Origin of the sequence: Rhodococcus sp. 14-2470-1a, from assembly GCF_002259425.1 — a bacterium.
Classification (GTDB): Bacteria; Actinomycetota; Actinomycetes; order Mycobacteriales; family Mycobacteriaceae; genus Rhodococcoides; species Rhodococcoides fascians_E.
In genome coordinates this window covers 85,578-100,927 of sequence record NZ_NPFZ01000016.1, presented here as the reverse complement: position 1 = coordinate 100,927, position 15,350 = coordinate 85,578, and the positions used below count along the sequence as shown (strand labels likewise).

General features: G+C 65.7%; 11 protein-coding genes. 6 read left to right on the top strand and 5 right to left on the bottom strand.

Features of this window, described 5'->3' with window-relative positions:
* Positions 1 to 73 precede the first annotated feature (73 nt).
* From ychF to edd, 3 genes are all read right to left on the bottom strand, one after another.
* Positions 74 to 1,153 (bottom strand): redox-regulated ATPase YchF, encoded by a 1,080-nt coding sequence (ychF, locus tag CH292_RS08715; protein WP_019665448.1) that lies wholly within the window; start codon positions 1,151 to 1,153, stop codon positions 74 to 76.
* Positions 1,154 to 1,244: 91 nt separating this feature from the next.
* On the bottom strand, positions 1,245 to 1,862 hold the full coding sequence (gene eda / locus CH292_RS08710; protein ID WP_020112628.1) for a bifunctional 4-hydroxy-2-oxoglutarate aldolase/2-dehydro-3-deoxy-phosphogluconate aldolase: 618 nt from the start codon (positions 1,860 to 1,862) through the stop codon (positions 1,245 to 1,247).
* Between the two features lie 46 nt (positions 1,863 to 1,908).
* The gene (edd, locus tag CH292_RS08705; RefSeq protein ID WP_033188033.1) at positions 1,909 to 3,732 is read right to left on the bottom strand and encodes a phosphogluconate dehydratase; all 1,824 of its coding nucleotides are present in this window, start codon (positions 3,730 to 3,732) and stop codon (positions 1,909 to 1,911) included.
* Between the two features lie 148 nt (positions 3,733 to 3,880).
* Here edd and CH292_RS08700 point away from each other — a divergent pair, with 148 nt between their 5' ends.
* From CH292_RS08700 to CH292_RS08675, 6 genes are all read left to right on the top strand, one after another.
* Positions 3,881 to 5,056: an ROK family protein gene (locus tag CH292_RS08700; protein WP_020112630.1), complete on the top strand. Its 1,176-nt coding sequence runs from the start codon at positions 3,881 to 3,883 to the stop codon at positions 5,054 to 5,056.
* Positions 5,057 to 5,193: 137 nt separating this feature from the next.
* Positions 5,194 to 7,479: a carbon starvation CstA family protein gene (locus tag CH292_RS08695; protein ID WP_094654554.1), complete on the top strand. Its 2,286-nt coding sequence runs from the start codon at positions 5,194 to 5,196 to the stop codon at positions 7,477 to 7,479.
* Between the two features lies 1 nt (position 7,480).
* Entirely contained in the window at positions 7,481 to 7,651 is a 171-nt protein-coding gene (locus CH292_RS08690) for a YbdD/YjiX family protein (RefSeq protein ID WP_371828032.1), read from the top strand.
* Between the two features lie 74 nt (positions 7,652 to 7,725).
* Positions 7,726 to 9,171, top strand: coding sequence for a DNA-3-methyladenine glycosylase 2 family protein (locus CH292_RS08685; RefSeq protein WP_179277937.1), 1,446 nt, complete (start codon positions 7,726 to 7,728; stop codon positions 9,169 to 9,171).
* Positions 9,168 to 9,680, top strand: a complete 513-nt coding sequence (locus CH292_RS08680; protein ID WP_094628389.1) for a methylated-DNA--[protein]-cysteine S-methyltransferase — start codon at positions 9,168 to 9,170, stop codon at positions 9,678 to 9,680. Before CH292_RS08685 ends, CH292_RS08680 begins: the two co-directional genes overlap by 4 nt.
* 191 nt (positions 9,681 to 9,871) lie before the next feature.
* A complete protein-coding gene (locus CH292_RS08675; protein ID WP_019665456.1) occupies positions 9,872 to 11,092 on the top strand; it encodes an AI-2E family transporter in 1,221 nt (406 codons plus the stop codon).
* Here the strand turns inward: CH292_RS08675 and CH292_RS08670 are convergent.
* Positions 11,071 to 14,073: an AAA family ATPase gene (locus CH292_RS08670; RefSeq protein WP_094654497.1), complete on the bottom strand. Its 3,003-nt coding sequence runs from the start codon at positions 14,071 to 14,073 to the stop codon at positions 11,071 to 11,073. The two genes, CH292_RS08675 and CH292_RS08670, sit on opposite strands and share 22 nt — an antisense overlap.
* Positions 14,070 to 15,266: an exonuclease SbcCD subunit D gene (locus CH292_RS08665; RefSeq protein WP_037158461.1), complete on the bottom strand. Its 1,197-nt coding sequence runs from the start codon at positions 15,264 to 15,266 to the stop codon at positions 14,070 to 14,072. Before CH292_RS08665 ends, CH292_RS08670 begins: the two co-directional genes overlap by 4 nt.
* Positions 15,267 to 15,350: the final 84 nt, after the last annotated feature.

Below are 15,350 nucleotides of genomic sequence, written 5' to 3'. Positions count from 1 at the left end.
CGCCTCGTCCGTGATCACCGACCGCCGTACATTCTATCCTCCGAAAGGATAGGCGAAGCGGGTGAAGCGCTGTCTAGACGTTGAAGCGGAATTCGACGACGTCGCCGTCGACCATGATGTAGTCCTTGCCCTCCATACGGACTTTGCCTGCGGCCTTGGCCGAGGCCATGGAGCCGGCTTCGATGAGGTCGTCGTAGCTGACGATTTCGGCCTTGATGAAGCCACGCTCGAAGTCGGTGTGGATGACTCCGGCAGCCTGGGGAGCGGTGTCGCCCTGGTGAATCGTCCACGCGCGGGCTTCTTTCGGTCCTGCCGTGAGGTAGGTCTGCAGACCGAGGGTGTGGAAACCGGCGCGGGCGAGAGCATCGAGGCCCGGTTCGGTCTGGCCGACGCTCTCGAGCAGTTCGGCGGCCGATTCGGCGTCGAGTTCGAGGAGCTCGGATTCGATCTTGGCGTCGAGGAACACCGCGTCTGCGGGTGCGACGGATCGTGCGAGCTCGCCGACGCGTGCGTCGTCGGTGAGGATCGATTCATCGGCGTTGAAGACGTAGAGGAACGGCTTCGTGGTGAGCAGCTGGAACTCCTTGAGGAGCTCGAAGTCGAGCTTGTCCTTCGCGGAGAACAGAGTCTTGCCGTCGTTCAGTACTGCCTGCGCAGCGATGGCGGCGTCGAGTGCAGGCTTGCGGTCCTTCTTGATCCGCGCTTCCTTCTCGACGCGCGGGATGGCCTTTTCGAGCGTCTGGAGGTCGGCGATCGCGAGCTCGGTCTCGATGACCTCGATGTCGGCGGCGGGATCGACGCGGCCGTCGACGTGCACCACGTCGTCGTCGGCGAAGACGCGCACCACCTGGCAGATAGCGTCGGCCTCACGGATGTTGGCGAGGAACTTGTTGCCTAGGCCAGCGCCTTCGGACGCGCCCTTGACGATGCCGGCGATGTCGACGAACGACACGAGCGCCGGAACCTCCTTCTCGGAGCCGAAGACCTCAGCGAGCTTGCCCAGCCGCGGATCCGGCAACGGCACGACACCGACGTTGGGCTCGATGGTCGCGAACGGGTAGTTCGCGGCCAGCACATCGTTCTTGGTCAATGCGTTGAAGAGGGTGGACTTGCCGACGTTGGGCAGTCCGACGATTCCGAGGGTGAGGCTCACGGTCTATGGAGTCTACTTTGACGTCGGGACCAGCACCGCGTCGCCCAGGATCTTCGTCGGAGGACGTGACGACGGGAGAATCATCGCCACCCTAGGTGAGGGCGCGTGCCGCGTGGGCGAGGGTGGTCACGGCGTCCCAATCTTCGGCAGCAAGAACGGGCGCCGGGGTGATCCATGACCCTCCGACGCATCCGACGTTCGGCAGCGACAGGTACGTCGACGCATTGGCCGTGGAGATCCCGCCCGTCGGGCAGAAGCGGGCCGCTGGAACGGGTGAGTGGATCGACTTCAGGAAGTTCGCGCCGCCCGACGCCTCGGCCGGGAAGAACTTCAGGTCGGTGTAGCCGGCTTCCAGCAGGGCGAGCACCTCGGACACGGTGGCGGCACCGGGTAGGTGGGGCAGACCGGTGTCGCGCATCGCCTGTGTCAACCCTGGTGTGCTGCCGGGTGAGACGAGGAACTGCGCGCCGGCGTCGGATGCCTGCTTCGCCTGGCCGGGCGTGACGATCGTGCCCGCACCGAGAAGGATCTCGGGCACCTCGGCGGCAATGCGTTCGATCGCGTCGAGGGCCACCGGGGTGCGCAGGGTGAGTTCGATGACGGGCAGGCCGCCGGCGACGAGGGCGCGGGCGATCGGCACGGCGTGGTCGAGATTTTCGACCACCACCACGGGGATGACGGGTACGCGGTCCAGCAGGGATTCGGTCATGTGTAGTCCTTCTTCTGTGCGTCGGGTCTTCTGAACGGCGGAACTGTCAGCGCATCACGAACATGGCGCCTTCGTCGGCGGGGCCGACAAGAGCGCGCATGCCGGAGAACAGGTCTCGGCCGGTGGAGACCCACTCGTCCTGCGCCGGCGCTCGGCCGGTGACCACTCTGACCTCGAAGTCCGCAAGTGGCACGTCGATGTCGAGCGTTCCGGCGACGGAGTCGAGGGTGATCATGTCACCGTCCTCGATCTTCGCGATCGCACCCCCACTGGCTGCTTCGGGCGTGAGATGAATTGCTGCAGGAACTTTCCCGGACGCTCCGGACATGCGCCCGTCGGTGATGAGCGCGACGCGGTAGCCGCGATCCTGCAGGATTCCCAAGGCCGGCGTCAGCTTGTGTAGTTCAGGCATTCCGTTGGCCTGCGGCCCCTGGTAACGCAGCACTGCGACGAAGTCGCCTTCCAGATCTCCTGCGTCGAACGCTGCGAGGAAGTCCGCCTGGTCGTCGAACACCTTCGCGGGCGCGGTGACCACGCGGTGCTCGGCCGCCAGCGCGGAGGTCTTGATGACGCTCTTTCCGATCGGGCCGGTCAGCATCTTCAGGCCGCCGTCGGCGCTGAACGGTTCGTCGGCGCCGCGAAGCACACTGTCGTCGTGGCTCATTCGCGTACCGTCGTGCCACATCACACCCTCGCCGTCGAGCTTGGGTTCCTGCGTGTAACGCCGAAGACCGAATCCCGCAATGGTTTTCACGTCGTCGTGCATCAGACCGGCATCGAGAAGCGAACCGATCACGAAACCGAGGCCGCCTGCGGCGTGGAAGTGGTTCACGTCCGCCTTGCCGTTGGGGTAGATCCGTGCCATCAGTGGCACGACAGCCGATAGATCCGACAGGTCTTGCCAGGTCAGCGTGATACCGGCGGCGCGGGCGATCGCAACGAGGTGCATGGTGTGGTTGGTCGAGCCGCCGGTGGCCAGGAGTGCAACACAGCCGTTGACGATCGCCTTCTCGTCGACGATTTCGCCGACCGGTGTGTAGTTCTCACCGAGATCGGTCAGACCGGTGACGACATGGGCGGCTTCGCGAGTCAGGGCGTCGCGCAACGGGGTTCCGGGATTGACGAAGGACGAGCCGGGTAGGTGCAGACCCATGACCTCCATCAGCAACTGATTGGAATTCGCAGTTCCGAAGAACGTGCACGTGCCACTGCCGTGGTACGACGCCGCCTCCGCGTCCAGCAACGCTTCTCGTCCCACCTTGCCTTCGGCGTAGAGCTGGCGAGCTTTCGCCTTCTCGCCGTTGGGAAGTCCGGAGGTCATCGGGCCCGCGGGGACGAACACGGCGGGCAGGTGGCCGAAGCTCAAGGCGCCCATGAGCATTCCTGGCACGATCTTGTCGCACACGCCCAGCATGAGGGTGGCGTCGAACATGTCGTGCGACAGCGCAATTGCGGTGGACATCGCGATGATGTCACGACTGAAGAGCGAGAGTTGCATCCCGTCGCGGCCCTGGGTGATGCCGTCGCACATCGCGGGCACTCCCCCGGCGAACTGCGCGATTCCGCCTGCTTCGATGACAGCGGCCTTGAGTGCAGCCGGGTAGGTCTCGAACGGCTTGTGCGCCGAGAGCATGTCGTTGTACGCGGACACGATGGCGATGTTCGGCTTCACCATGCCGCGCAGGGCTTGCTTGTCGGCTTTTCCCGACGCGGCGAAACCGTGGGCGATGTTGGCGCAGGCAAGCCGCCCGCGAGCGGGGCCTCGACTTCCTGCTGCGGCGATGCGATCGAGGTAGGTGGCCCGGGCGGACTGGCTGCGGGCTGCGATGCGGTCGGTGACCTGACGCAGGACCGGGTGGATGGTGTCCATGAGGTGTCTCCCTGTTCGGTCTTTCACGATTCAGACTAGAGGCACTTACGCGTCACGACAACCCAACTTACGTTTTTCAAAACCCTAAGTCCGCGATCTTGCGTTGTTGCCGCAACGGTTGCGGATTGGTTGAATGACGTATATGCGAATGTCACGTGCAAGTGCTCCACCTGCGACAGCAGGTGAGATGTTCGCGCTGATCCGTGACGGTGATGCCGACACCCGAGCGGACCTCGGAAAGACGACCGGCCTGTCGCGATCGGCCGTCGCCGCACGCGTCACTGCGCTCACCACACTCGGATTGATCGTCGAAACCGAGGACACTCTCTCGACCGGGGGCAGGCCACCTGCCCGGTTGTCGTTCGACGTCGACGCGGGAATCGTGCTCGCTGCAGCCATCGGCCGAAGTCGTTCACAACTGGGCGTGTTCACCCTCGGTGGCGAATTCCTCCTCGGCGACACCGTCGACCAGGAGATCGGCATCGGACCAGACGAGTTGATGCCGCAGATCACCAAGCGACTGGAAGCGCTCGTCGACGACGCTGCACGCAGCGATCACCGCATTCTCGGAGTCGGCCTGTCCATCCCCGGCACCGCGGACACCGCCCGTGGGTGCAGTCTCGACTCCCCGATCATGCACGGCTGGGACGGAGTCCCGCTCGCACCGTTCTTCGCCGACACGACCGACGCGCCGGTCTTTCTCGACAACGACGCCAACGCGATGGTGCTGGCCGAACGCCGCGACAACCGGCATCGATTCACGAATGCGCTGCTGGTCAAGGCGTCGACGGGTCTCGGCGCGGGGATTGTCGCCGGCGGCGAACTGCAGCGCGGATCACTCGGCGCAGCAGGAGAATTCGGCCACACCAAAACCTCCGCCGCGGCCGGAGTCGCATGTCGCTGCGGAGACAGCGGCTGCCTGGAAGCCATCGCAGGCGGCTGGGCACTGGTACGCGCATTGCAGGAACAAGGCAGAAGCGTCGGCCACATTCGAGGCGTCGTCGACCTGGCGGTGAGCGGCGACCCCGAGGCGCGTCGGCTCATTCGCGACAGCGGCCGCCACATCGGCGAGACGCTGGCAGGCGCCGTGAACCTACTCAACCCCGAGGTCCTCATCGTCGGCGGAGACATGGCAAAGGCCTACGACATCTTCGTCGCCGGGTTACGTGAGACCGTCTACGGAAATGCGACGGCACTGGCCACCAAGGCCTTGACCATTCAAGCGACAACACACGGCGACTACTCCGGCGTCATCGGTAGCGCGGCAATGGTATTGGACCAGGTACTGAGCGCGCGAGCGGTCGACGACGCATTGGGCGGCTGACGTCCGCCCACGGCGCTCCTCCCGTTCGGCGCAGGATCGGAACCATTGACCGCAGCTACACCGGAATGTGGCCGGGCTGTCACCAGGAGCGTCTAGGGTGATCGCTGTCACATTCGCGAATGCTGAAAGCGGTCCCCATGGCTTTGAAAGCGGCAGACGATCCGAACATCGAGTTGTTGAAGACCGATGCGGATCTGCCCCCGGTCGGAGTAGTCGACAAATCTCCGATGACTCCCGCCAAACGCGTCCTGTTCGTCCTCATCGGATTGCTCGGTGGTGTGGCCTGGACGGTCGTCGCGATCGTCCGAGGCGAGAACCCCAATGCGGTGTGGTTCGTGATCGCAGCGGTCTGCACCTACATCATCGCGTTCCGGTTCTACGCACGGTTGATCGAGCGTAAGATCGTCTTCCCTCGCGACAACCGAGCCACGCCTGCCGAGATCCTCGAGAACGGCAAGGATTACATGCCGACGGATCGGCGGGTGCTCTTCGGTCACCACTTCGCCGCGATCGCCGGTGCAGGCCCCCTCGTCGGCCCTGTTCTGGCCGCTCAGATGGGCTACCTTCCGGGCACGATGTGGATCATCATCGGCGTCGTGTTCGCCGGTGCCGTGCAGGATTTCCTCGTCCTGTGGATCTCGACGCGACGCCGGGGCCGCAGCCTCGGCCAGATGGCCCGCGACGAGCTGGGAGTGGTCGGCGGCACCGCGGCACTCATCGGCGTCTTCGTCATCATGATCATCATCATCGCTGTGCTCGCGCTGGTGGTCGTCAACGCTCTCGCGGAGAGCCCGTGGGGCGTCTTCTCCATCGCACTGACCATCCCCATCGCGTTGTTCATGGGCGTCTACCTGCGCTACCTGCGTCCCGGCAAGGTGTCCGAGGTGTCGTTGATCGGCGTCGTGCTGCTGCTGTTCGCCATCGTCGCCGGCGGCTGGGTCGCCGAAACCGAATGGGGCACCGATTGGTTCACTCTCTCGAAGGTCACCGTCGCCTGGTGCCTGATCGGATACGGCCTCGCCGCCTCGATCCTGCCGGTGTGGCTGCTTCTCGCTCCGCGTGACTACCTGTCCACGTTCATGAAGGTCGGCACCATTGCACTGCTGGCCGTCGGCATCCTCATCGCACGGCCCGAGATCCAGATGCCCGCGATGACGTCGTTCGCCACCGAGGGCAACGGTCCTGCGTTCTCCGGCTCGCTGTTCCCGTTCCTGTTCATCACCATCGCCTGCGGCGCCCTGTCCGGGTTCCACGCCCTCATCTGCTCCGGCACCACTCCGAAGCTGCTGGAGAAGGAAAAGCAGATGCGGATGATCGGCTACGGCGGCATGCTCACCGAATCCTTCGTCGCGATCATGGCGCTCGTCACCGCCTGTGTTCTCGATCAGCACATCTACTTCGCGCTCAACGCTCCGGCGACGCTCACCGGCGGCACCCCGGAAACCGCGGCGGACTACGTCAACGGGCTCGGCTTGAGCGGCGGGGACATCACCGCAGCGGAACTGAGCCAGGCGGCATCCGACGTCGGCGAGGAATCGATCATTTCCCGCACCGGTGGTGCACCGACGCTCGCATTCGGTATGTCCGAGGTGCTGCATCAGGTCTTCGGCGGCGAAAGCCTCAAGTCGTTCTGGTACCACTTCGCGATCATGTTCGAGGCACTGTTCATTCTCACGACGGTCGACGCAGGCACGCGCGTTGCACGCTTCATGCTCTCCGACAGCATCGGCAACCTGCCCGGCTCGTCGGCCAAGAAGTTCAAGGACCCGTCGTGGCGACCCGGCGCATGGGTGTGCTCGTTCATCGTCGTCGCAGCGTGGGGCGCAATCCTTCTCATGGGCGTCACCGACCCGCTCGGCGGCATCAACACGCTGTTCCCGCTCTTCGGCATCGCAAATCAGTTGCTCGCCGCGATCGCCTTGACGGTGGTCCTGACCATCGTGATGAAGCGCGGCCTGTTCAAGTGGGCCTGGATTCCCGGTATCCCCCTTGCCTGGGACCTCATCGTGACGATGACCGCGTCGTACCAGAAGATCTTCTCGTCGGTGCCCGCCATCGGATACTGGGCGCAGCACTCCCAGTTCGTCGACGCCAAGAACCAGGGCCTCACCGAATTCGGCAGCGCCAAGTCCGCCGAAGCAATCGACGCCGTCATCAGGAACACGTTCATCCAGGGAACGTTGTCGATCATCTTCGCCGTGCTGGTCATCATCGTCGCCGCAGCCGGCATTCTGGTCTGCATCAAGGCTGTTCGAGCAGGCGGACTCCCGGACAACGAAGAACCCGAGGTTCCGTCGAAGATCTTCGGACCCGCAGGCTTCGTCCCGACCGCGGCAGAGAAGGAAATCCAGGGCGAATGGGACAAGCTCATCGCCGACGGCACCGTCCGCGCACCGGGTGCGGCGCACGCAGGGCATCACTGACATGCGCGGACTTCTGTGGTGGATCACTTCGGTGATGGGCGACAAGGACTACGAGCGCTACGTCGCCCACATGCAGCGGGTCCACCCCGGCGAACCGGTTCCGTCCGAACGTCAGTTCTGGCGGGACCGCTACGCCGACGCCGACACGAACCCCGGCGCCCGCTGCTGTTGAGGTGAACTGACGTCGTACATGCGTGTCCGATTCCCGCTAGCGACTACAGGGGGCGCGGTGACACAGTGGAGTCCATGGAATTGGACTTCGACCGGTGTTACCGCGCCGTCTCGGCACGAGACACCCGTTTCGACGGGCAGTTCTTCACTGCCGTGCGCACGACGGGCATCTACTGTCGCCCGTCGTGCCCGGCGACCACCCCCAAGGCACAGAACGTCACGTTCGTTCCGACCGCTGCCGCCGCGCAACACGAGGGATACCGTGCGTGTCGACGCTGTCAACCCGACGCCACCCCCGGCTCACCGCGATGGAACATCCACTCGGATCTGACGTCGCGCGCCATGCGCTTGATTTCCGACGGCGCGGTGGAGCGCGGTGGCGTCGACGCCCTCGCCGATACCCTCGGGTACTCGACCCGGCAGTTGACGCGGGTGCTGACCACAGAGATCGGCGCGGGCCCGCTCGCGCTGGCCAGGGCCCACCGCGCCCACACCGCCCGCACCCTGATCCAGACGACCGACATGTCGATGAGCGACATCGCATTCGCATCGGGGTTCTCGAGCATCAGGCAGTTCAACGACACCGTTCGGGAAGTATTCGCCGTCAACCCCACGACGTTGCGCGACGAAGCGACTCGCCAAAAGACCATCTCGTCCAACGGAACCGTGTCGGTGAGACTCCCCTATCGGCAGCCGCTGGACACCGGGTGGCTCGAGTGGTTCCTCGAAGGCCACGCGGTACCCGGCATCGAATCGTTCGAGAACGGCCTCTACCGGCGGTCACTGCGGCTCCCCCACGGTCACGCCGTCGTCGGGATGCGCTTCGTCGACGGGTACGTCGAGGCAACGCTGAGCCTGATGGACATGCGAGACCTCGCCCCCGCCGTCGCCCGGATCCGTCACCTGCTCGATCTGGACGCCGACCCCGAAGCCGTCGACTCCGCGCTGTCCGAGGACCAGGCGTTGGCGTCGAACATCGCCGCACACCGCGGGATGCGAGCGCCCGGCAGCATCGACGGTGAGGAACTGTTGCTGCGCACCATGATCGGGCAGCAGATCTCACTACGCGCCGCCGCCACCCACACTGCGCGCCTGGTCGACGCGCTCGGCGACCACATCGAGGATCCACTCGGCGGCACCGTCACGCGGTTGTTTCCCAGCGCGGCCGTCATCGCCGAACGCGGACACGAGGTACTCACCGGCCCGCGTGCACGGGTCAGTTCGATCATCGGCGTCGCCGACGCGGTGGCGTCGGGCAAGATCGTCCTTCATCCGGCCCGGCCGGCCGAGGAGCTGGAACGGGACTTGCTCGCGCTCAAAGGGATCGGCCCGTGGACGGCGCGGTACGTCGTCATGCGCACTCTCGCCGACCCGGATGTATTGCTCGACACCGATCTCGTCGTCCGCCAGGGCGCCGAGGCACTCGGACTTTCGCTGAAGGACTCGGACCGCTGGGCGCCGTGGCGGTCCTACGTCTCCATGCACCTGTGGAACATCGCCCTGACAAGGAGAGCAGCATGACTGCATCGTTCGCCATGATCGACACCCCGATCGGCCCGTTCACGACCGTCGTCGACGACGCGGGGTCGGTGCTCGCCGCCGGATGGACGGACTCGATCGACAATCTGGTCCCGCTGATCCACGCAAGTCTCCGGCCTACCGATCTTCGGCAGGCCTCGACGCTCGGCAGCGTGACCGCAGCCGTCGACGCCTATCACCGCGGCGACGTGCACGCCATCGACGACGTACCGGTATCGCAACAGTCGGGAGAATTTCTGGTCCACGCCTGGAAGGTTCTGCGGACAGTGCCTGCCGGGTCGCCGGTGACGTACTCGCAATTCGCGGAAATGGCCGGGCGCCCGGCGGCCATTCGAGGGGCTGCGTCCGCCTGCGCGCGCAATGCTGCCGCACTGTTCGTGCCGTGCCACCGAGTGTTCCGAATCGGCGGCGCGCTCGGCGGATTCAGATGGGGTCTGCCGGCGAAGGAATGGCTCCTGACACACGAAGCAGGAGTGGAGCCTGCGGAATGACCAGGGAAGCAGGAGTGGAGCCTGCGGAATGACCAGGGAAGCAGGAGTGGAGCCTGCGGAATGACCAGGGAAGCAGGAGTGGAGCCTGCGGAATGACCGGTGGAGGCGGGAGTGGAGTCATGAAACGTTAAGGTCACTCGAGTGGATCGAACGATGCACCGAGCGGCGGGGCGACGGAAGGAACGTGCAGCGTGACGGACAAGACAGCGCCCGAAGTGAAACCGGGGCGTGATCGTGGCGACCTCATCGGTGTCGGCGGAATCTGGTTGGCGAAATGGTCGCTGATCCTGGTGTCCGTCTCGGCGGGTGCCTGGGTTCTCGGCTGGCTCATCTCGGCGTTGTGGGTGGTGATCCTGCCGGCTCTGCTCGCGATCATCGTCGCGACGGTCCTGTGGCCACCGACCAAATGGATGATGCGCGTCGGGCTGCCTCCGGCGTTGTCCGCGACTGCCGCACTCGTCGTGTTCTTCCTCGTCATCGGCGGCATCATCACGTTGATCGTGCCGTCGGTGGTGGACTCGGCACCCGAACTCGCGGACAAGGCGACCGACGGCGTCGCGCAGGTTCAGGATTGGCTCAAGGGCCCGCCGGTCAACTTGCAGGACGAGCAGATCGACAACGCCGTGTCGGCGATCACCTCGCGACTGCAGGACAGTGGCACCGCGATCGCCTCGGGCGTGTTCACCGGCGTCTCCGCTGCGGGTTCGATTCTCGTCACGCTCGCGTTGGTGCTCGTTCTGTCGTTCTTCTTCGTCAAGGACGGCGTCCGGTTCATTCCGTGGCTGCACGGAATCGCCGGCGGCCGCGCTGGTCGCCACCTCGCCGAGGTCCTCGCGCGTATGTGGGCGACGCTCGGCGGCTTCATCCGCACTCAGGCCATCGTGAGTCTGATCGACGCCTTCTTCATCGGCCTCGGCTTGGTCATTCTGGGCGTGCCGCTGGCCCTGGTGCTGGCGACGTTGACGTTCCTGGGTGGCTTCATCCCGATCGTCGGTGCGTTCGTCGCAGGTGCGTTGGCCGTGTTGGTCGCGCTCGTCGCGAACGGGCCGACTACGGCACTCATCGTGCTCGTCATCATCATCGCGGTGCAGCAACTGGAAGGTAATGTGCTGCAACCGATTCTGCAGAGCCGCAGCATGAACCTGCATCCCGCGATCGTTCTGTTGGCGGTCACCGGCGGTGGTTCCGTCTTCGGCATCATCGGCGCGTTCCTGGCTGTCCCCGCAGCAGCCGTGGCAGCTGTGCTGATCCGCTACGTGTCGGAACAGATCGACAGGCACTCCAACGAATCAGACCGAGTGGAGCTCGAGGAACAGGCTCCGGACACGGAGGATCTCGTCACCGACGAGGACGGTGTCAACAAGGATTCCAAGGAGAAGAAACAGAAGGATCAGGACGCCGCGAAGAGCTGAAGCCTCGATCCCTCTCGCTCACGTATGACGTGCAGGCGCGTCGGGATGCGTTGACGCATCTCGTCGACATGGCTGACAATGCCCACCACCCGGCCGCCCGCACGTAGTTCGTCCAGAACTCCCATCACCGATTCCAGGGTGTCGGCGTCCAGCGTGCCGAAGCCCTCGTCGATGAACATGGTGTCCAGGACGACACCGCCGCTCTCCGCTGCGACGACGTCGGCAAGGCCGAGTGCCAAAGCCAGCGAGGCCAGAAACGATTCACCCCCGGACAGAGTCTTCGCCGAGCGCACGGCACCGGTGTAGTCGTCGCGGATGTCGAGACCGAGCCCACCGCGTCGACCCCGCGATTCCGCCTCGTCGGAGTGGACGAAATCGTATCGGCCCGAGGACATTCGACGCAGTCTCGCCGACGCGGATTCCGCGACCTCCTCCAACCGCGACGCCAACACGTACGACCGGAGGGACATCTTCCGCGAGTTCTGACCGCGTCCGGCCACTACGTCGGCGAGTGCCGCGAGTTCGTCGTGCTTGGTCTGCATGGGCGCAGCACGGTCGATGGCCGCCCACAAGCCTGCCGTCAACTCCTCCAACTGTTCGGCCCGCCGCTTGCACTCGGCGTGCTCGGCAACGGCAGCATGCAAGCGTACTTGCGCGTCCTCGACGGCGACCCGCGCCGCCGCGGTGTCGACGGGGTCGAGGTTCGCGACGGCCGCGATCGCGGGTTCGGCGAGCACTTGCTCGGCGTGGGCGCGGATGTCGTTGGCTTGCGCGAGCTGCTTTTCGATGGACTGCGCCCGCGCCGGAGACACCACGGCGGCCGCAGCCTCGCGGGCAGTCGAGAAGCCCGACTCCGCGATCAGCCCATCCAGCCTTCGAGTCACGTCCTCCATGTCGAGGAGCGCGCGCGAAGCCTCCTCTCGCCGCTCGACGACGACGGACGACAGTGAGATGAGCGTCTCCAGCCGCTTCACCTCGGCGTCGATTCCCTCCGTCCCGTCGACGGCTGCGGCAATCGTGGCTCTCATCTGCGCCACGTCGTCGGCCATCTGCGCGGCCCGCGCACTCAATCCTGCTGCCGCGGCCTGCTCATCGGCTATCGCGGCGGCGAGTCTCTGATCCTCGCCGCGCAGGTGCGTCAGCCGTGCGTCCAGGCTCTCTCGTTGCTCCGCGGCCGTCCGTGCGGATCGGAGCGCTACGGAGACCTCGTCCAGCGCAGCGACCAACTCTGCGCTGTCACGGTCTCCCGATTGCTGAACCAGCACGTCGCGGGTACGCAGCAGGGCGGTGACCTCCGCCGCCTTCTTCTCGGCGATGGTTCCCGCCCGACGCTCGCTGGCTGCGGCGTCCGCCTCGTCGTCCTTGGTGACGGTCGACTCCTCGGCGCGGGTCGGCGCAGGATGCGACAGTGACCCACACACTCCGCACGGCGCACCGTCGACCAGGCTCGACGCCAACTCGGCGGCCATTCCGGACAGCCGTTGCTCGCGCAGGTCCAGGGTGTGAGCGCGCGCATCGTTGAACGACGCGACCGCTACGTGATGCGCCTTCTCCGCAGCAACGAGCCGCTTCCGAGTCTTCGCGAGTTCGATCGCTGCTTCCACGGCGCTCGTGATACGAGACCACTCTGCCTCGAGCGCAGGCACTTCGGCAGCCGCGTGCACGGCCGCGCGCAACGACGATTCGGCCTGAGCGATCTGCTCGGGCAGGACGTTGCGATCGGCGCGGTGAGCGCTCGACTTCTTCTCGACGGCTGCGTGCTCGGCCAGAAGAGACCGAGCCGATCTGTCCGCTGCGTCGGCCTTGCGCGTCAGCACACGAAGCTCTTCGAAGGCCGCGACCTCCGTCGTCCACTGCCGTACTGCTGCCGCGACGACGGCCCGGGCCTCGGGCGTGTCCGAGGCGTCGGGCGACCGATCCACCGCCAGGGCGTCGAGCACGACGGACGATCCTTCGGTGCGCTCGAACAGCGTTCGGACGGAGTCGAATTCCCGCGTCGCGGCCTCGCTCGCCGAGGTGATACGCGCGCAGTCCGCGGCAAGAGCTGCGATGGGGCCTGCCGCTGCGGATTGCTCCAGTTCCTTGGCGAGTGCGTCCCTCGCGGACGCGGCGGCGTGGAATTCCGCCAGCTGCTGCCGGGCCAGCTCTCTGCGTGTCTGCAGTTGCCGAGTTGCGTCCAGTGCCGCCAGTTCTTTGGTTGCCGACTCGGACACCTCACGGGCGAGGGCCAGCGTGCGCGCAGCGTCCACCGATGCGTGCCGCGCCGATTCGAGAACGTCCCCCGCCCACTCCACCGGCGGTCGATCCAGCTCCTCCGCCACGCCCGATGCCGTGGAAATCTGCCCCAGTAGTTTGTCCGTTGCAATCCGGCTCGATTCGAGAGCCGCGGCGCTGGTACGACGTTGCTCAGCGAACCATTCCTCGATGTCGCCGAACCGTGCCGTGTCGAACAATCGCTCGAGCAAGTTGCCGCGCTCGTCGCTGTCCGCCCGGAGGAACCGGGCGAACTCACCCTGGGGAAGCAACACCACTTGGAAGAACTGATCCGCACTCATACCAAGTGCCGCGCCGACGGCGTCGCCGATCTCGTCCAGCCGCGTCAGGTTCTGACTCTTGCCGTCCAGCCACGTCATCGACGCCTTGGCGTTCTGCTTCGTGGTGCCCGTTCCACGCTTCTTCGGGCGGTGGAACTCCGGGCTGCGAACGATGCGAATTCGTCTGCCGCCCAACGTCGCTTCCAACGTGGCCGTGGGGACGGCGCCGATCTCCGCGTGATCGGACAGCAGACGCTTGCCTTCCTTCCTGGCACCGGGCACCGTCCCGTACAGGGCGAACGCAACGGCGTCGAGCACAGTGGTCTTGCCGGCGCCGGTACGACCGTGCAGCAGAAAAAGCCCGTCTGCTCCGAGAGCGTCGAAATCCACTTTCTCCGTACCGGCGAACGGGCCGAATGCAGTGATCTCCAGAGAATGCAGCCTCACGCGGACTTCCCGAACAGCTCGTACTGGCCGGTCGCCTCGTCGGCTGTGACCTCGTCTCGCTGAACGCTGGCCAGGGCGCGTTCGAGCAAGCGGATCTCCGACGCACTGGGCGCGCTGCGCATGTCCGTCACGAACGAGGCCATGATCTCGCTGTCGGTCCGGCCGCGCACGCGGTCACGGTAGCGAACAGTGGAATCGTCTGCGGGACGCTTCCATTCGAGGTGAATTGCATGGGGAAACCTCGTCTGCAAGGAACGCATCGCGTCGACCGGCCGTACGGCGTCGGTCAGCACGGCAGAGACGTAATGATCCTCGGCCTCGGTGAAGCGATCGTCGGTGAGCAGTTCCTCGACCGTCCCCTGGACCTGGCTCAGTCCGCGAACGATGGGAAGGTCCACGCGTTCGACGTCGGCGAGACCCTGAGCGTCGAGATCGAGAATCCAGACGGCCTTACGGTGGCTGCGCTCGCCGAACGAATACGGCAGCGGCGACCCGGAGTAGCGGACCCTGTCCGTCAGAGTCTGCGGAGAATGCAGGTGCCCCAGGGCCACGTAGTCCACACCGTCGAACGCCGACGCCGGCGCCGTCTCCACCCCGCCGACGGAGATCGACCGTTCCGAACCGGTGGCTTCTCCGCCGACGACGAACGCGTGCGCCAGTACGACCGACCGCACCGCATCACCGCTGCTGCGCCTCTGCTCCAGGTCCGCTGTCACTCGACTCATCGCGGCCTCGAGCACCTCGGCGTGGCTACGTGCGCCCGGGATGTCGAGCTCGCCGCGGGTGGTCTCCGGCTCGAGATACGGGATGCCGTAGAACGCGACGGGGCCGAACCGGTCCTCGAGCAGCACCGGTGTGCCCACCTCGGACACGCGGGTCATCAGATGCAACCCGCCTGCAGCGGCGAACGCGGACCCAGCGCCCAGGCGTGCAGGCGAATCGTGGTTGCCCGACGTCGCGACGATGACCGCTCCCGCGGCACGGATGGCCTCGAGCCCGCGGTTGCACACGAGCACAGCGTCGGCGCTGGGCACCGCCCTGTCGTAGATGTCGCCCGGTACGACGACGACGTCCACCGCGCGCTCGGCAACCAGATCTGCAATGGCGCTCAACGCAGCAGCCTGGTCGGCAAGCAGATCGGTGCCGTGAAACGTGCGGCCGATGTGCCAGTCCGACGTGTGCAGGATCCTCATGGAACAAGACGCTAACTTCACCTACCGACAAACTCCGTGACGTGGCGCGGCCTGTCGGCGGGAGTGGAGCCTGCGGAACGACCT